Source organism: Pectinatus haikarae (assembly GCF_015732185.1).
Classification (GTDB): Bacteria; Bacillota; Negativicutes; order Selenomonadales; family Selenomonadaceae; genus Pectinatus; species Pectinatus haikarae.
Genome location: NZ_WIQM01000014.1, coordinates 103,991 through 119,072 on the forward strand (window position 1 = coordinate 103,991; position 15,082 = coordinate 119,072).

Annotated in this window: 14 protein-coding genes; 7 read left to right on the forward strand and 7 right to left on the reverse strand. The window is 39.5% G+C overall.

Annotated features, from left to right (window positions below):
- The 4 genes from ppk1 to I6758_RS08920 all read left to right on the forward strand — a co-directional run bounded on the left by ppk1 (nt 1) and on the right by I6758_RS08920 (nt 5,539).
- Entirely contained in the window at nt 1-2,055 is a 2,055-nt protein-coding gene (gene ppk1, locus I6758_RS08905) for a polyphosphate kinase 1 (RefSeq protein ID WP_196604884.1), read from the forward strand.
- 150 nt (nt 2,056-2,205) lie between these two features.
- Nucleotides 2,206-2,961: a phosphate ABC transporter ATP-binding protein PstB gene (gene pstB / locus I6758_RS08910; protein ID WP_196604885.1), complete on the forward strand. Its 756-nt coding sequence runs from the start codon at nt 2,206-2,208 to the stop codon at nt 2,959-2,961.
- Between the two features lie 18 nt (nt 2,962-2,979).
- A complete protein-coding gene (gene phoU, locus I6758_RS08915; protein ID WP_196604887.1) occupies nt 2,980-3,636 on the forward strand; it encodes a phosphate signaling complex protein PhoU in 657 nt (218 codons plus the stop codon).
- 118 nt (nt 3,637-3,754) lie between these two features.
- Nucleotides 3,755-5,539: a sensor histidine kinase gene (locus I6758_RS08920; RefSeq protein ID WP_196604889.1), complete on the forward strand. Its 1,785-nt coding sequence runs from the start codon at nt 3,755-3,757 to the stop codon at nt 5,537-5,539.
- Between the two features lie 23 nt (nt 5,540-5,562).
- Here I6758_RS08920 and I6758_RS08925 read toward each other — a convergent pair whose 3' ends face one another.
- Nucleotides 5,563-6,063 (reverse strand): DNA-deoxyinosine glycosylase, encoded by a 501-nt coding sequence (locus tag I6758_RS08925; protein WP_196604891.1) that lies wholly within the window; start codon nt 6,061-6,063, stop codon nt 5,563-5,565.
- Between the two features lie 346 nt (nt 6,064-6,409).
- Between I6758_RS08925 and clpB the strand changes: the two genes are divergently transcribed.
- The 3 genes from clpB to I6758_RS08940 all read left to right on the forward strand — a co-directional run bounded on the left by clpB (nt 6,410) and on the right by I6758_RS08940 (nt 10,001).
- Entirely contained in the window at nt 6,410-8,983 is a 2,574-nt protein-coding gene (gene clpB / locus I6758_RS08930; protein ID WP_196604892.1) for an ATP-dependent chaperone ClpB, read from the forward strand.
- A gap of 156 nt (nt 8,984-9,139) precedes the next feature.
- Nucleotides 9,140-9,388, forward strand: a complete 249-nt coding sequence (locus I6758_RS08935) for a hypothetical protein (protein WP_196604894.1) — start codon at nt 9,140-9,142, stop codon at nt 9,386-9,388.
- A gap of 184 nt (nt 9,389-9,572) precedes the next feature.
- Entirely contained in the window at nt 9,573-10,001 is a 429-nt protein-coding gene (locus I6758_RS08940) for a hypothetical protein (protein ID WP_196604896.1), read from the forward strand.
- A gap of 109 nt (nt 10,002-10,110) precedes the next feature.
- Here the strand turns inward: I6758_RS08940 and rnc are convergent, their stop codons facing one another.
- From rnc to fabD, 6 genes are all read right to left on the reverse strand, one after another.
- Entirely contained in the window at nt 10,111-10,818 is a 708-nt protein-coding gene (gene rnc / locus I6758_RS08945) for a ribonuclease III (RefSeq protein WP_196604897.1), read from the reverse strand.
- Between the two features lie 13 nt (nt 10,819-10,831).
- Nucleotides 10,832-12,073: a beta-ketoacyl-ACP synthase II gene (gene fabF, locus I6758_RS08950; RefSeq protein ID WP_196604899.1), complete on the reverse strand. Its 1,242-nt coding sequence runs from the start codon at nt 12,071-12,073 to the stop codon at nt 10,832-10,834.
- Between the two features lie 16 nt (nt 12,074-12,089).
- The gene (locus tag I6758_RS08955; protein WP_196604901.1) at nt 12,090-13,034 is read right to left on the reverse strand and encodes an NAD(P)H-dependent flavin oxidoreductase; all 945 of its coding nucleotides are present in this window, start codon (nt 13,032-13,034) and stop codon (nt 12,090-12,092) included.
- 70 nt (nt 13,035-13,104) lie between these two features.
- Complete coding sequence (locus I6758_RS08960) at nt 13,105-13,335, reverse strand: acyl carrier protein (protein ID WP_196604902.1); 231 nt, start codon at nt 13,333-13,335, stop codon at nt 13,105-13,107.
- A 45-nt stretch (nt 13,336-13,380) separates the two neighbouring features.
- Nucleotides 13,381-14,124 (reverse strand): 3-oxoacyl-[acyl-carrier-protein] reductase, encoded by a 744-nt coding sequence (gene fabG, locus I6758_RS08965; RefSeq protein ID WP_196604904.1) that lies wholly within the window; start codon nt 14,122-14,124, stop codon nt 13,381-13,383.
- 1 nt (nt 14,125) lies between these two features.
- Nucleotides 14,126-15,067: an ACP S-malonyltransferase gene (gene fabD / locus I6758_RS08970; protein ID WP_196604906.1), complete on the reverse strand. Its 942-nt coding sequence runs from the start codon at nt 15,065-15,067 to the stop codon at nt 14,126-14,128.
- Between the last annotated feature and the right edge of the window lie 15 nt (nt 15,068-15,082).

Genomic DNA, 15,082 nt, shown 5'->3' on the forward strand with positions numbered 1-15,082 from the left:
ATGATAAAAAAAATTAATCCTGTATATACTCAAAATCGTGAATTATCTTGGCTCAAATTTAATGAACGTGTTTTGGAAGAGGCTGAGGACGAAACAGTTCCCCTTTATGAGCGTTTGAAATTTTTAGCTATTTTTAATAGCAATCTGGATGAATTTTATATGATACGTGTCGGCAGCCTTTATGATCTCTCACTTGAAAACACATTGAAATTTGACAATAAAAGTTTTTTGACACCAAGTCAGCAGCTGGAAAAAATATTTGCAGCCACAAAGGTTTTATATAAAAAAAGGGCTGTACTTTCTGCAAAACTAGAACGTGCCTGTAATGCTGCCGGCATACAGCGTAAAAAATCCGGCAGACTCGGCAAAATTGAACAGGCCTTCGTAAAAGACTATTTTCAAACACAAATATTCCCTCTCCTGTCGCCGCTGGTAATAAATGTGCGCCATCCCTTTCCTCATTTAACAAATAAAGCTCTTTACATCGCCGTCTCTTTAAAGGAAAAGAAAAATAATATCCTGGGGATCATTCCTATTCCTCAAAATCTTCCCAAGCTGCTTTACCTGCCGGGCAGAAAAACAAAATATATATTGTTGGAAGATATTGTCCTTCATTACGCTGAAAAAATATTCAATCTTTATAATGTCGAGAAAAAAGCAATTATCAGCGTGACTCGCAATGCAGATATAAGTCTCGATGACGAAGAATTCGAGCTCGGTGAAGATTACTTGCAGCACATGCGCAAAAGCTTAAAGAAGCGGGGAAAACTTGCTGCGGTGCGTATGGAAATAAACGGAGAGACATCTCCGTCTATGCTCAATTATCTGATTGATCATTTGAACATAAAAAAAGAACAAATATTTTTCTGCCGTACACCTATAAATCTTTCTTATCTTCTCTCCTTTGCTGAAAAACTTACAGTCGAACAAAAAACGCTTTTTATGTATCCCCCGTTTACACCTTCTAATAAATGCTCTATACCACAAAATACCGGCATGATCGAATATATACGGCATAAGGACTTGCTTTTGAATTATCCCTACCAAAGTTTTGATTTATTTTTAAAACTGATAAAAGAAGCCGTTTATGATGATTCTGTTTTCGCCATAAAGATAACCATTTATCGTATAGGAAAAAGAAAAGCCAAGCTGATACAGCTGCTCGCAATAGCCGCTGAGCTTGGCAAAGAAGTCACCGTTTTAATGGAATTGCGCGCCCGCTTCGATGAAGCTAATAATATAAGCTGGGCAGAAATGCTCCAGGATGCCGGCTGCAAGGTAATATACGGCATAGAAGGTTATAAGGTTCATGCCAAAATATGTCTCATAATGCGCCGGGAAAACAGTAAAATAGAATACATCACCCAGATAGGCACCGGTAACTATAATGCTCAGACAGCCAGCCTTTACACGGATCTTGCTCTTTTCACCACATCAGACGATATAGGCCTTGATGCCGTCCAGTTTTTTCAAAATATGGGGACAGATAATCTCCATGGTAATTATAATTCCCTTTTATCTGCACCGAACAGTCTGAAACCAGATTTAATACGCCTTATCCATGAAGAACGGGACCGTGCTATAAATGGGCAAATATCTCATATATTGCTCAAAATGAATTCACTTACGGATCGTGAACTCATTGATGCTCTGGCAGAAGCTTCACAGGCGGGTGTCAAGATAAAAATGATCATCCGCGGCATCTGCTGCATTAAGCCTGGAATAAAGGACAAGACAGACAATATAAAAGTCATAAATATTGTAGGTAGATTTTTGGAACATTCACGGATATTTTGTTTTGGCAGCGGAGAAAATACTAAAATTTATATTTCTTCCGCTGATTGGATGACCAGGAATACAGAACACCGCGTGGAAATAGCATGTCCGATCTATGATGCGGATTTGAAAGAGACCATTTACCAGAGTATGCTCATCATGTGGCGCGACACTGTAAAAGCGCGCCAGCTTAATGCCGACGGCAATTATGAGAAACTTTCCGCAAAGCTTCCCCGGTTCGACAGCCAAACATTTTTTCTGAAGCAATATACAGAATAGGCTGCCTCATTCTGACTGTAAAATAAATAGAAACCAAACAAAAAGTCAATGCCGTTTTATCTTTTATTTACAATAATTTAACATTTAACTAACAATCAAAATTACTTTCCATGCTATATTTGTCATTAAGATGTATCAGGAGGAAATAAAATGCAATATAAAATGCAGGCCAAAAATTTGAATTTATATTACGGCAGCAAACAGGCTTTATTTAATATCTCACTTGATGTTCCGTCCAACAAGGTCGTTGCTCTGATCGGTCCTTCCGGCTGCGGCAAGTCTACTTTTCTGAAAACACTTAACCGTATGAATGATTTAATAGACAGTGTACATATTGACGGCGATATATTTTTGGACGGAAACGATATATATGCCCCTGATACAGACATCGTATATCTGCGCAAGCGTGTCGGTATGGTATTCCAGCGCCCTAATCCGTTTCCTATGTCCATATATGAAAATATAGCATATGGTCCCCGCATTCATGGCACAAGAAATAAAAACCAGCTGAACGAAATAGTGGAAAAAAGTCTTCGCAACGCTGCCTTATGGGATGAAGTGAAAGATCGTCTCAATGATTCTGCAATGGGAATGTCCGGTGGTCAGCAGCAGCGCCTCTGTATAGCGCGCGTACTTGCGGTCGAACCGGAAGTCATTCTCATGGATGAACCGTGTTCCGCACTTGATCCTATTTCCACTATGAAGATAGAAGAACTGGTAGCCGAATTGAAAAAAAATTACACTATCGTAATGGTAACCCATAACATGCAGCAGGCCGCACGTGTATCTGATTATACAGCATTTTTCCTCAACGGAAAATTAATCGAACACGACATAACAGATGTAATATTTACCAACCCTGCCGACAAACAAACTGAAGATTACATATCCGGACGTTTCGGCTAAGAAAGGAAGATCTTGCTAATGGAAAATCAAGTGACAAGAAAAGCTTATATTGAAGACCTTGCAAGGATACAGGAAAAAATTGTTGAAATGGGGATAGCGGCAGAAACAGCTGCTAAAAATTCAATAAAAGCTCTTTTAAATTTCGATAAAAAATTGGCAGCACAGGTAATGGAGAATGATGATATTATTGACCAGCTGCTTATCGAAACAGAGGACGCCTGCATCTTACTTATAGCCAAACAGCAGCCAATAGCCCATGATCTTAGAGTGATCGCTACATCTTTTAAAATTTCCACAGATTTAGAACGTATAGGTGATCATGCCTTTGATATAGCAAGAATTACCAGTAACCTAGAAAAACCTTTTAATTTTGACAAATCCCATATAAAAGCGTTATCTGACTGTGCCATATCAATGATCAACATGTCCATCAAGGCTTATAAAAATGCTGATGTGAATTTAGCCGAAAAAGTCTGCAACGAAGATGATAATGCGGATTCTCTTTTTGCCAAAACATTGACAGAAATCTCCGACCATACATTGGCAGGCGCTGTACCGGAATTTGTTTTTATATCGCGTTATCTTGAAAGAATAGGTGACCATGCCACCAATATTGCCGAATGGGTCATATATTTGGAAACAGCCGAACGTATGCGCAAGACAAAAAAAATTTAGAAAATAGTCTGTTTTTCTACACGTAACCCTCAGTATTATAATGTACTGAGGGCTTTTACATTTTCAGCATGAGTGATACAATAAAGCTGTTTCGTTATAAATGGAAAGGAATTTGCCGATGTTAAAATCAAGTATCAGCAGACGCCTGACAATATACTCACTAGTTCTGATAATTCTTCCTCTTCTGATATGCAGCATATATATGGTAGACTATTTCTATAAGATAAATATTCAGGATAAAACCAGTTCCTTAGAAAATCAGGCTAAAACTGTAGCTGCTATATCACATATATATTTTGAAAAAAAAGATAATGCCGATATGTCACTCCTGCAAGCCATCAGCTCTGATACAGGACTGCGGATAACATTGGTCAACACCTCTGGAGAGGTGGTCTATGATTCGTCCCATGACAGTGAATCAATGGATAATCATGAAGATCGTCCGGAAATCCAAAATGCACTGCATACTGGTATCGGTTCATCTATAAGGCACAGTGACACGCTGCAAAAAAATTTACTTTATGTTGCCGTTCCTGTATATGATAATGGTGTTTTGCTGGGAGTAAGCCGTACATCTTTAAGCATTACGCCTCTTGAAAAATCCTATGACAGTATGCGCAATAATATTTTGTTTATATTTTTCGCCGTGACTATCATCGCTATCAGCATAGGCATGATCCTTACACGCCGCTTCACCAATCCCATAAAGCAGATGACTCTGGACGCGCAAAAAATAATCAACGGGGATCTAAGTACCCGTATGAGAATAAACACCGCAGATGAATTAGAATTTCTCGCAGCTGCTATCAATAAACTTACCAGCCGCCTGCTTCGCAAAATCAATGATTCGCAGGCAAAAGCCCATACTTTATCCCTTATATTGGATAATATGGATAATGCAGTTATTTTATTGAATGAGAATGGTCTTATCACAGAGGCTAATAAACAGGCTAAGGATATGTTTAAAATAACACCTGATATTATCAAAACATACAGTATCAATTTTATAGGCAACACAGTCATCAGTGACACAGCCAAAACTTGCGCACAAGAAAATAAAAATAAAAAAATAACGCTCAGGATAAAATTAGGTGCCACAGAAAAAACTTTTATTGTATTTTTTGCACCATTCACCAGCGAAACAAAACAAAGCATAGTATGCGTGTTCCATGACATATCACTGATGCAGGAAATAACAGACAGACAAAATATTTTTGTTGCCAATGCGGCACATGAGCTTTCTACCCCCTTAACCTCTATTAAGGGCTTCAGTGAAACTTTGCTGGACAGTGACTTAACAGAAGCAGAAACTTCCCGGCATTTTTTGAAAATTATTTATGAAGAAAGCTGCCGCATGCAATATCTGGTAAAAAATCTTCTGCAATTGGCGAAATTGAACAGCAATGATTATAAAAAACAGGTTGCTACTACTAATATTGATTGTACAGATGCATTGAAAAAAATAATAAAAACCATGACACCATTTTTGGAACAAAAGGGGCAGTTTTTCGAAACTAATTTTTCATCTGAAAACTTAGTAATAAAAGCGAATCCAGATCTATTTACACAAATTTTTATTAATTTAATCGAAAATGCCGTAAAATACAGTCCTGATAAAGGTAAACTTCTTCTCGCATGCAGCCGGGACAAAGATAAAGCTGTATTTACCATAAAAGACAATGGTGTCGGTATCGCCAAGACAGATATTCCATTTATTTTCGATAGATTTTACCGAAGTGATAAATCACGTGCCAGACAGGATATTGGTGGGTCCGGGATTGGACTGTCCCTGGTAAAATTTCTCGTTGAATTGTTCAGTGGGAAAATATTTGCAAGCAGCGAATTGAACAAAGGTACCACATTCACAATAATATTTCCCCTGCAAAGAAATATTGATTCTTAATAGTTTTTCTATTTTAAAAGACTTTAGGACTGCTTCAATATGATCTGCCACTTTTCCTCCAGCATTTCCATTTTAAAACGGGCATTAGCCGGACTTGTAGATGGCAGAAGATAAATTATGTATTTATTGCTGTCAAGAATTTGTTTGTTATATTTTTTAAAACACTGATATGCCTTGCCTCCGTTAAAGCACAACATATTTATATTCCGATATCTTTGAAAAAACTCATTAAAATCATTTGGTGTTTCTTTCTGTATTGCTGAATCCAGACTGCCTTCCCTTTCACAAAATGCAATTGAATCCCATAAAGCAATATGCCTGTCCAAAATCATTTTCAACCTTTCCCCATAATCTACAGGTGTAATCTCATAACCCAGTAATTTAGCCATAAGGCGCCAAAATCTATTCTGTGGATGCGCATAATACTGTTTATGCGACAACGAAACAATGCTGGGCATTGATCCAAGGATCAAAAGCTTTGAGTGGCTGTTTACCACAGGAGTAAATCCCTTGCATTCTGACATACTATAATCTCCTCCCCGCAGAACATCTAACAATTTTATTACTTACCATACTATATAAGAATAATTGAAGCCGTTTTTCTAAGATGATTATTTCATTATACAGTAGTTAATATATTTTACAAGCTGCACTGATATTCACCCTAATTAGTTATCTAATCTATATAAAAAAACAACTAACTTAAAATATTAATCATGAAACAATAAATCAACCAAAATATTTATAAAAAGTCAAAAGGTCTAATTTTTTATTTGACTTTTTGACTTTTTGTTATTATAATAGCATTGTAATCAAAAATCAATACAACAATTATAAATTAGTAATCTGTCAAATTAGGAGGTACATATTATGCCAGAAGAAAAATATACACAAAAAGTTTTGACTGCATTGCAGAGTTCTCAGCAAAATGCGGCATTGCATTATCATCAGGAAATAACGTCTGCTCACGTTCTACTATCTCTTGTTAAGGAACCCGAAGGCCTCCTTGCAACTATATTTGATGAATGCAAAACGGATTTGCCCATGCTGAAAGTCCGTCTGGAGCAAAATCTTAACAAAATCCCTGCGGTAAAAGGACAGGATCGTCTTTCCATGAGCGTGGAACTGTCCCGGGTTTTAGGAAGAGCACGTCAAATTGCTGACAATATGAAGGATGAATATATCAGTACTGAACATTTGCTTTTGGCAATTATAGATGCCGCGGATGAAAGCTGCCAAAAGCTATGCAAAGATTTTGGTCTCAGTAAATCAAAAATACAAGCTATAGTTAAAACCAACAGAAAAAACAATGTTAACTCCGACAATCCTGAGAGCGAATATAAATCCTTGGAAAAATATGGCCGTGATCTGACTGATGCGGCACGCCGCGGCAAGCTGGACCCTGTGATAGGAAGAGATGAAGAAATTCGCCGCACTATAGAAATTCTCTCACGCCGCACAAAAAATAATCCTGTTCTCATCGGTGAACCTGGGGTGGGCAAAACGGCCATTGTCGAAGGACTGGCCAGACGCATAGTCGGCGGTGATGTTCCCGAATCTCTAAAAAATAAGAAATTATATTCGCTGGATCTTGGCTCTTTGGTAGCCGGAGCGAAATTCCGCGGCGAATTTGAAGAACGCCTGAAGGCAGTTTTAAATGAAATTGCTAAATCAGACGGACAAATTCTTCTTTTCATCGATGAAGTGCATACTGTTGTCGGTGCCGGTGCTGCCGAAGGTGCTATGGATGCCGGCAATATCTTAAAACCAATGCTGGCTCGCGGTGAACTGCGCTGCATCGGAGCGACTACATTAAATGAATATCGAAAATATATCGAAAAAGATACCGCTTTGGAACGGCGTTTTCAGCCTGTAATGGTGGGCGAACCAAATGTTGAAGATACTATTTCCATCCTGCGCGGCTTGAAGGAACGTTACGAAGTCCATCACGGTGTAAGAATACGTGACAATGCTCTTATCTCTGCGGCAGTTCTTTCCGATCGCTATATATCTGACAGATTTTTGCCCGATAAGGCAATCGATCTGGTAGATGAAGCAGCTGCAAAACTTCGTACTGAAATTGAATCCATGCCTGCTCCGCTTGATGAAATACGCAGAAAAATATTGCAGTTAAAAATAGAAGAACAGGCCTTAACCAAGGAAACGGATGAACCTTCAAGGGAACGTCTGCAAAAGCTTACCGAAGAAATAAAGGCTGCTGAAAATGAAGAAGCAGGCTGGAAAAAACAGTGGGAACACGAAAAGCAGCTAATCACGCGCACCCGCGGTATAAAACAGGAAATTGACAATATAAAGAATGAAATGGCTAAAGCCGAACGTGACGGTGATCTGCAAAAAGCATCAGAACTCAGATATGGCAAGCTGCCTTCTTTGCAGCAGGAACTTTTAGTTCAAGAAAAATCAATGGCGGAAAACAAGGATTCTCGTCTTCTCAAGGAAGAAGTCAGTGAAGAAGATATTGCTCAGGTCGTCAGCCGCTGGACAGGTATTCCTGTAGCCAAAATGATGACAGGAGAACGAGAAAAACTTATTCACTTGGAAGATGAACTGCATAAACGTGTCATTGGACAGGATGAGGCCGTGAAGGCCGTCAGCGAATCCATTCTGAGAGCTCGTGCCGGTATCAAAGATCCTGATCGGCCTATCGGCTCGTTTATTTTTCTCGGCCCTACAGGTGTAGGCAAGACCGAACTTGCCAAAACATTGGCAGAATCGTTGTTTGATGATGAACGCTCGATGATTCGTATAGATATGTCCGAATATATGGAAAAGCATTCTGTATCACGTCTTATCGGCGCTCCTCCGGGCTATGTGGGGTATGATGAAGGCGGGCAGCTTACAGAAGCCGTGCGCCGCCATCCGTACAGTGTTATATTACTTGATGAAATAGAAAAAGCTCATGCAGATATATTCAATATTCTCCTCCAGATACTTGATGATGGACGTCTCACTGACGGAAAAGGCCGTGTCGTAAATTTTAAAAATACCATCATTATTATGACATCCAATCTTGGATCTCATGAAATTCTGGAAGAAACAGATTTCACCAAGGCTAAAAAAGACGTACTTGAATTGCTGAAAAACTATTTTCGTCCGGAATTTCTTAATAGAATTGATGACATAATTGTATTCAAAGGTTTAGCAAAAAGCCAAGTTAAAAAAATTGCTGCAATATTGCTTGAAACATTGAATAAGCGTTTACAAAAGCAAGTTAAAATCAATATAGCATGGTCTGACGATGTTCTCACCAAGCTGGCAGAAAACGGTTTTGATCCTCAATTTGGTGCACGTCCCTTGCGTCGTTTATTGACGCATACAATTGAAACCGCACTCAGTAAGGAAATAATCAAGGGATCTGTCAAGGAAGGCAGCACGGCCAAAATAGGTCTTGAAAATGGTGAATTCACTTTTACAGCAGAATAGTTATTTTTTTCCAAAGAAAAAAACGGTCTTATGTAAGGCCGTTTTTTGTTCTTTATTTTTAAATGTCACAATAATGTCACACATTTTATTTTTGCAAATGCTATACTTTATCCATAAACAGTAAACAAATATTTACTAATAGAAAGAGTGATAAATATGCTGAGAAATAAAATGAAAAAAATAATTGCTTTTATTCTTTCGTCTTTTATGGTAATAACTGTATTGGGGACTACAATGGCAGAAGCACATCCGATGTACAATTCCCATCCGTCAACCAGACATGAAGAACGCCGTCATAACCCACCTTCACACAAAGATAACGATAAAGGACATTCTACTGGTGAAGTGACCACAGCTGCTATCATAGGTGCTGTGCTTGGTGCAGTAGTGGCTAAAAACACCTGATGTTTCATAATACTAAAAAATAAAGCTGCGCCGGAATAAAAATTTTTTATTTCTATTCTAGCACAGCTTATTTATTTTATCGCTCGAAAAAATTTTATATTAGTTTTATAATATTCTTATATTAGTTCATCAAAAAACCGATATTATAAATGTAACATATTAAAATCGTAAGGAGTGTAATAAAATGTTTATTTCTAAAACGTCCGCCAATAATTCATCTTATTCTGCAGCCTCCTCATCAGGTACTTCATCCGGATCGATTTCTCAGCTTGAAGCACAGAAAAGTCAATATCAGCAGGAGCTGCTCTCTATTCAAACAAATGCTTCGACTTCAGCAAAAACCTCAACTTCAGCTTCCACACAAGAAGCTCAGATTGAGAAAAAAATCGAGGCAATCAACGAAGAAATCGCTAAAGCCAAAAGCCAAAATACATCTAATACTTCAAAAAACCAAAAAACAAGTGAAACTAACAGTGATAACTCAAATGATCAGGATAACGATTTGCTGAATAAAATTGGCTCCGCTTATTCTACTTCTATTTCCGATGAAGGCTATACAGCCTTGACCAATTCACAATCCAACACCAATTCCATTGACAACTTATACAAATAAAAATAGTCATATTATAATCAGCTATACAATAATAGTCACAAGAAAAAACAGGATTTCCTGCTCTTTCTTGTGACTATTAATTAACTAAACGATGAGAAAAGAATGGGCATCATAAAATCCCATATTCTTTCAATGCTTCCATAGCAGCATGCTGTTCCGCTTCTTTTTTACTGCTGCCTATGCCAAAGCCTTTTTGTTTTCCGCTGACAACAGCAGCAAAACGAAAACATTTTGCATGATCGGGCCCTGTTTCATCTATCAGCTTATATTCGATACATTCGCCGTGACTTTGTACAACTTCCTGCAATATAGTTTTATAATCTTTTAAATTATATCCCTGTTCAACAGCAATAAGAGCACTATCCAATTTATCAAGAATATACATACGCGCCGTCTGCCAGCCTTGGTCTAGATATATGGCACCAATCACCGACTCAAAAGCATCCGCCAAGATAGAAGGTCTTTTATTCCCTCCCGTCATACGTTCACCCTTGCCCAGCAAAAGATATTTTCCCACACCAAGCCTGGCTGATAAATCAGCCAGGGTAGTTTCACAAACAACGGAAGCACGTGCTTTTGTCATTTCACCCTCCGGCATTTGCGGGAATTTATTAAACAAATATGTGCTGCATGCCAATTCCAGCACAGCGTCACCAAGGAATTCCAGTCGCTCATTATGGATTACACCGTTTTTGACTTCATTGGCATATGATGTATGGGTAAGAGCAGTATCCAACAAAGATAAATCCGCAAATTTCACGCCTAGACGTGAAGATAAAACTAATAAATTTTCCTTACGTTCTATTGAAAGACTCATTATAAAACCCGGCTTATTTAAATTTTTTCAAAAGTATCGCCGCATTATGTCCACCGAATCCCAAGGAATCGGAAATTGCTGCATTGACAACTTTTTTTCTGGCCTTATTAGGAACATAATCAAGGTCCAGTTCTTCATCGGGAGTTTCTAAATTTATAGTGGCCGGCATGATATCATTTTTAACAGTCAATGCGGTCGCTATACATTCAATACCACCCGCAGCGCCAAGCAGATGACCAATCATTGATTTGATTGAACTTACCGCCAGTTTATATGCATGATCACCAAAGGCTCTCTTTATAGCAGCGGTCTCTGTTCTTTCATTCAGTTGTGTGGACGTGCCGTGAGCGTTTATATAGTCAATATTTTCCGGCTCAAGCCCCGCATCTTTTATTGCCAGTGTAAAACATCTGGCCGGCTGAATAGCCGCCGGAGCAGGACTCGTTATATGATATGCGTCCGAAGTAGCTGCATAACCGGAAACTTCCGCATAGATTTCCGCATTACGTTTAACAGCATGCTCCAAACTTTCTAATATAACTATTCCTGATCCCTCACCCATTACAAATCCGCTGCGGTTTTTATCAAAAGGACGTGACGCTTTTTCCGGATTATCGTTCATATCCGTACACAGTGCCTTCATAGAAGCAAAGCCCGCTACCGGCAACGGAGATATACAAGCTTCCGTACCCCCTGCCACCATAACATCAGCTTCTCCTCTTTGAATCACTCGCATAGCATCGCCTATTGCGTTAGTTCCGGTGGCACATGCCGTTATCGGGCAGGAACTTGGTCCCTGAAGGCCAAAAGTAATGGATGTCTGACCCGTTGCCATATTCGCAATCATCATCGGCACACAAAAAGGACTTACTCTATTCGGCCCTTTTTCCAATATGACAGTATATTGTTCATGCATGGTTTCTATACCGCCGATACCCGTACCAATAAATACGCCTATACGTTCTTTATCTTCTTTCGTCAAATCCATTCCGGCATCTTCAAAAGCAAGCCTGGTAGCCGTAATAGCAAATTGCGTATACCGATCCATTCTTTTTGCTTCTTTTTTATCTATAAAGTCGGTCGGCTCAAAATCATTAATCTGCCCCGCAATCTGAGCTTTAAATTCAGCAGCATCAAAATGCGTAATTTTTCCGATGCCTGATTTTCCGGACAGCAACCCTTCCCAAAACTTATTTTTGCCAATACCAATAGGTGAAACTGCACCTAGACCGGTAATAACTACTCTGTCTGCCAAAATATACACCTCGCCTTTAATTCGCTTCAGCAGCCTGTTGTTTCAAGCGCGCAAATATTTCCCTGACTGGTAATATCTCCTGTATTTTATGAATATATTCACCAGCAAAAACCAATCCTGTTTCAACGTCTCCCTGCTGCGCTCTTTCCAAAGCCTTTATAATACAGAAATTATGCTTGCAATTTTTCAAACAATTATCACACTGCTTAATCGGAACAGGCCCCTGCATTATTTTTTCTGAAAACGGATTGCGCACGGCACGACCTGGAAGGCCCACCGGACTTTGTATTACAACTATATCCTTGGGATCAGCCTTCAAATAAAAATCCTTTAAAGCCGGTGCCGCATTTGATTCCTCACTAGCAGCAAACCTTGATCCCATCTGGACACCGTTAGCTCCCATTTTTATAAAATCAACAATATCCTGACCCGTGAGAACTCCCCCTGCCGCAATAATAGGCAGACTGACTGCATTGCGAATCTCAGGAATCAATGTCTTTATCGAAATATCTGTTCCCAAATGTCCGCCCGCTTCTTTGCCTTCCACCACGACAGCAGCAGCGCCAAGATGTTGTGAAATTTTCGCCAGTTTAGCGGAAGATACTATCGGTACAATAGGAGTAGCCGATTCCTTGCCGATTCCAAACATATCACGGGAAAAACCAGCTCCCGCAACGACAAGGTCTATACCTTCCTTAATAGCAGTCTTCATTAATTCACTAAATTTTTTAGCAGCTACCATTATATTGATACCAATAATCCCAGATGTTAAAGAACGGGCCAAGCGAATTTCATATCTCAATTCGTCATTTGTCATACCGGACGCAGCGATCAAACCAATACCGCCTTCATTTGCTACTGCTGCAGCAAGACGAGCTGTCGACAGTCTTATTGCCATGCCGCCCTGAATAACCGGTACTTTTGCGATCTTATCGCCAATCTTAAGCTCCGGAAGTATCAAAATAACTCCTCCTATCACTTTCGCTTTTATCAGTTAAGGAGGGCAGAAGCCCTCCTTCTGATTAAGAGTCTTATTTGTTCTGGTCTATATAGGTTACAACATCCTGAACGTTTTTGATTTTTTCAGCAGCTTCATCTGGAATTTCAATACCAAATTCTTCTTCAAAAGCCATGATCAATTCAACAATATCAAGTGAATCAGCCCCTAAATCATCAATGAAAGTGGAGTCAATATTAACATCGTCTGCTTCAACACCTAACTGTTCTACAACAATATCTCTAACTTTTTCAAATGTCGACATATGTTGCTCACCTCCTCCCATAAAGTCAACTTATCTAATTTAATATCACATCACCATGCCGCCATCAACGTTTATAACCTGACCTGTTATGTAAGCAGCTCTATCAGAAACTAAAAACAGCACAGTGTTTGCTACATCTTCCGGACTTCCCATTTTACCTAAAGGGATATCACTTAATATATTTTCTTTTGCTTTATCTGAAATTACTGATGTCATATCAGTAGAAATAAATCCCGGTGCCACAGCATTAACTGTTATGCCGCGTGCAGCCAGTTCACGGGCAAGAGATTTAGTAAAACCGATCACACCTGCCTTTGCGGCTGCATAATTGGCCTGTCCTATATTTCCTGTCATCCCGACAACAGATGCCATATTTATTATTCTTCCGGCACGTTTCTTCATCATGAGTTTGGCAACTATCTTTGTACAGTTAAAAACGCCTGTCAAATTTGTATTTATAACAGCATCCCAATCCTGTTTTTTCATTCTGGCCAGTAAAGTATCACGTGTGATCCCCGCATTATTGACCAAAATATCAAGTGTGCCATATTCAGCAATTACCGCATCAATCATTTTTCCAGCAGCTTCCTCATCGGAAACATCAGCCTTTACAATAATGGCTTTACCGCCGTTACCAATAATTTCTGCTTTTACTGCTTCCGCAGCTTTGGTATTGCCTGCGTAGTTAACAGCAACCAGCGCTCCGTTTGCTGCAAGAGATAATGCTATTGAGCGGCCTATACCTCGTGAAGCGCCCGTAACCAAAGCTACCTTGCCTTCTAAAAGCATTTTAGCGAACCTCCTGCAAATAATCAAGCGTTTTTTGTAAAGAAGCTATATTTTCTACATTGAGAGATGTCAACATTTTATCAATACGTTTATTGAATCCGCATAAAACTTTTCCCGGCCCGGCTTCCAAATATACGTCCGCACCGTATTTTTTCATCGTTTCTATACAATCTTCCCATTTTACAGGGCTTGCTGCCTGTTTGACAAGACTCTTCTTAATGTCCTCAGCCTTTACAATCGACGCGCCGGTAACATTAGCCGTAACAGGTATATGCGCATCGTGTATCGCTATCTTATCAAGCTCTGCCGCAAGTTTTTCTGCTGCCGGCTGCATGAGGTCACTGTGGAAAGGCGCGCTTACCGGTAAAAGTACGCATTTTTTAGCCCCGGCCTCTTTAAGTTTTACCACGGCAGCATTCACTCCCTCGGTAGTACCCGCAACGACAACCTGTCCCGGGCAGTTAAAGTTCACTGCCTGAACCAAGGCCGTTTTGCTTATCTGCCCGCAGATTTCAACAATGATGTTTCTGTCAAGACCAATTACAGCAGCCATGCTGCCTTCACCGACAGGAACAGCCTCCTGCATAAAACTGCCGCGTCTGTTTACCAAATAAACAGCATCGGCAAAGTTTAATGCCCCGGCAGTGACAAGAGCAGAATATTCACCCAAACTATGTCCGCCGACTATGTCCGGTTCTATTCCATGTTCCTGCAAAATAGCGGCAGCAATAGCACTCACTGTCAAAATAGCCGGTTGTGTATTAGCTGTAAGACGCAGTTTTTCTTCCGGTCCGTTAAAACACATATCCATTATGGAATAGCCCAACGCATCATCCGCTTCTTTGAACATCTTCTTTGCAAGATCATAGTGTTCAAATAAATCTTTTCCCATACCTACTGATTGAGAACCCTGTCCTGGAAAAACAAATGCAAGTTTATTCATAAAGAACTATGTCCT

Bases quoted from the DNA above. Each gene is read 5' to 3' on its own strand.
- I6758_RS08925 (WP_196604891.1), bottom strand. From the start codon at position 6,063: ATGTCAGAATGCAAGGGATTTACTCCTGTGGTAAACAGCCACTCAAAG.
- I6758_RS08940 (WP_196604896.1), top strand. From the start codon at position 9,573: ATGTTTATTTCTAAAACGTCCGCCAATAATTCATCTTATTCTGCAGCC.
- fabG (WP_196604904.1), bottom strand. From the start codon at position 14,124: ATGCTTTTAGAAGGCAAGGTAGCTTTGGTTACGGGCGCTTCACGAGGT.
- I6758_RS08935 (WP_196604894.1), top strand. From the start codon at position 9,140: ATGCTGAGAAATAAAATGAAAAAAATAATTGCTTTTATTCTTTCGTCT.
- phoU (WP_196604887.1), top strand. From the start codon at position 2,980: ATGGAAAATCAAGTGACAAGAAAAGCTTATATTGAAGACCTTGCAAGG.
- clpB (WP_196604892.1), top strand. From the start codon at position 6,410: ATGCCAGAAGAAAAATATACACAAAAAGTTTTGACTGCATTGCAGAGT.
- I6758_RS08920 (WP_196604889.1), top strand. From the start codon at position 3,755: ATGTTAAAATCAAGTATCAGCAGACGCCTGACAATATACTCACTAGTT.
- I6758_RS08960 (WP_196604902.1), bottom strand. From the start codon at position 13,335: ATGTCGACATTTGAAAAAGTTAGAGATATTGTTGTAGAACAGTTAGGT.
- rnc (WP_196604897.1), bottom strand. From the start codon at position 10,818: ATGAGTCTTTCAATAGAACGTAAGGAAAATTTATTAGTTTTATCTTCA.
- fabD (WP_196604906.1), bottom strand. From the start codon at position 15,067: ATGAATAAACTTGCATTTGTTTTTCCAGGACAGGGTTCTCAATCAGTA.
- pstB (WP_196604885.1), top strand. From the start codon at position 2,206: ATGCAATATAAAATGCAGGCCAAAAATTTGAATTTATATTACGGCAGC.
- ppk1 (WP_196604884.1), top strand. From the start codon at position 1: ATGATAAAAAAAATTAATCCTGTATATACTCAAAATCGTGAATTATCT.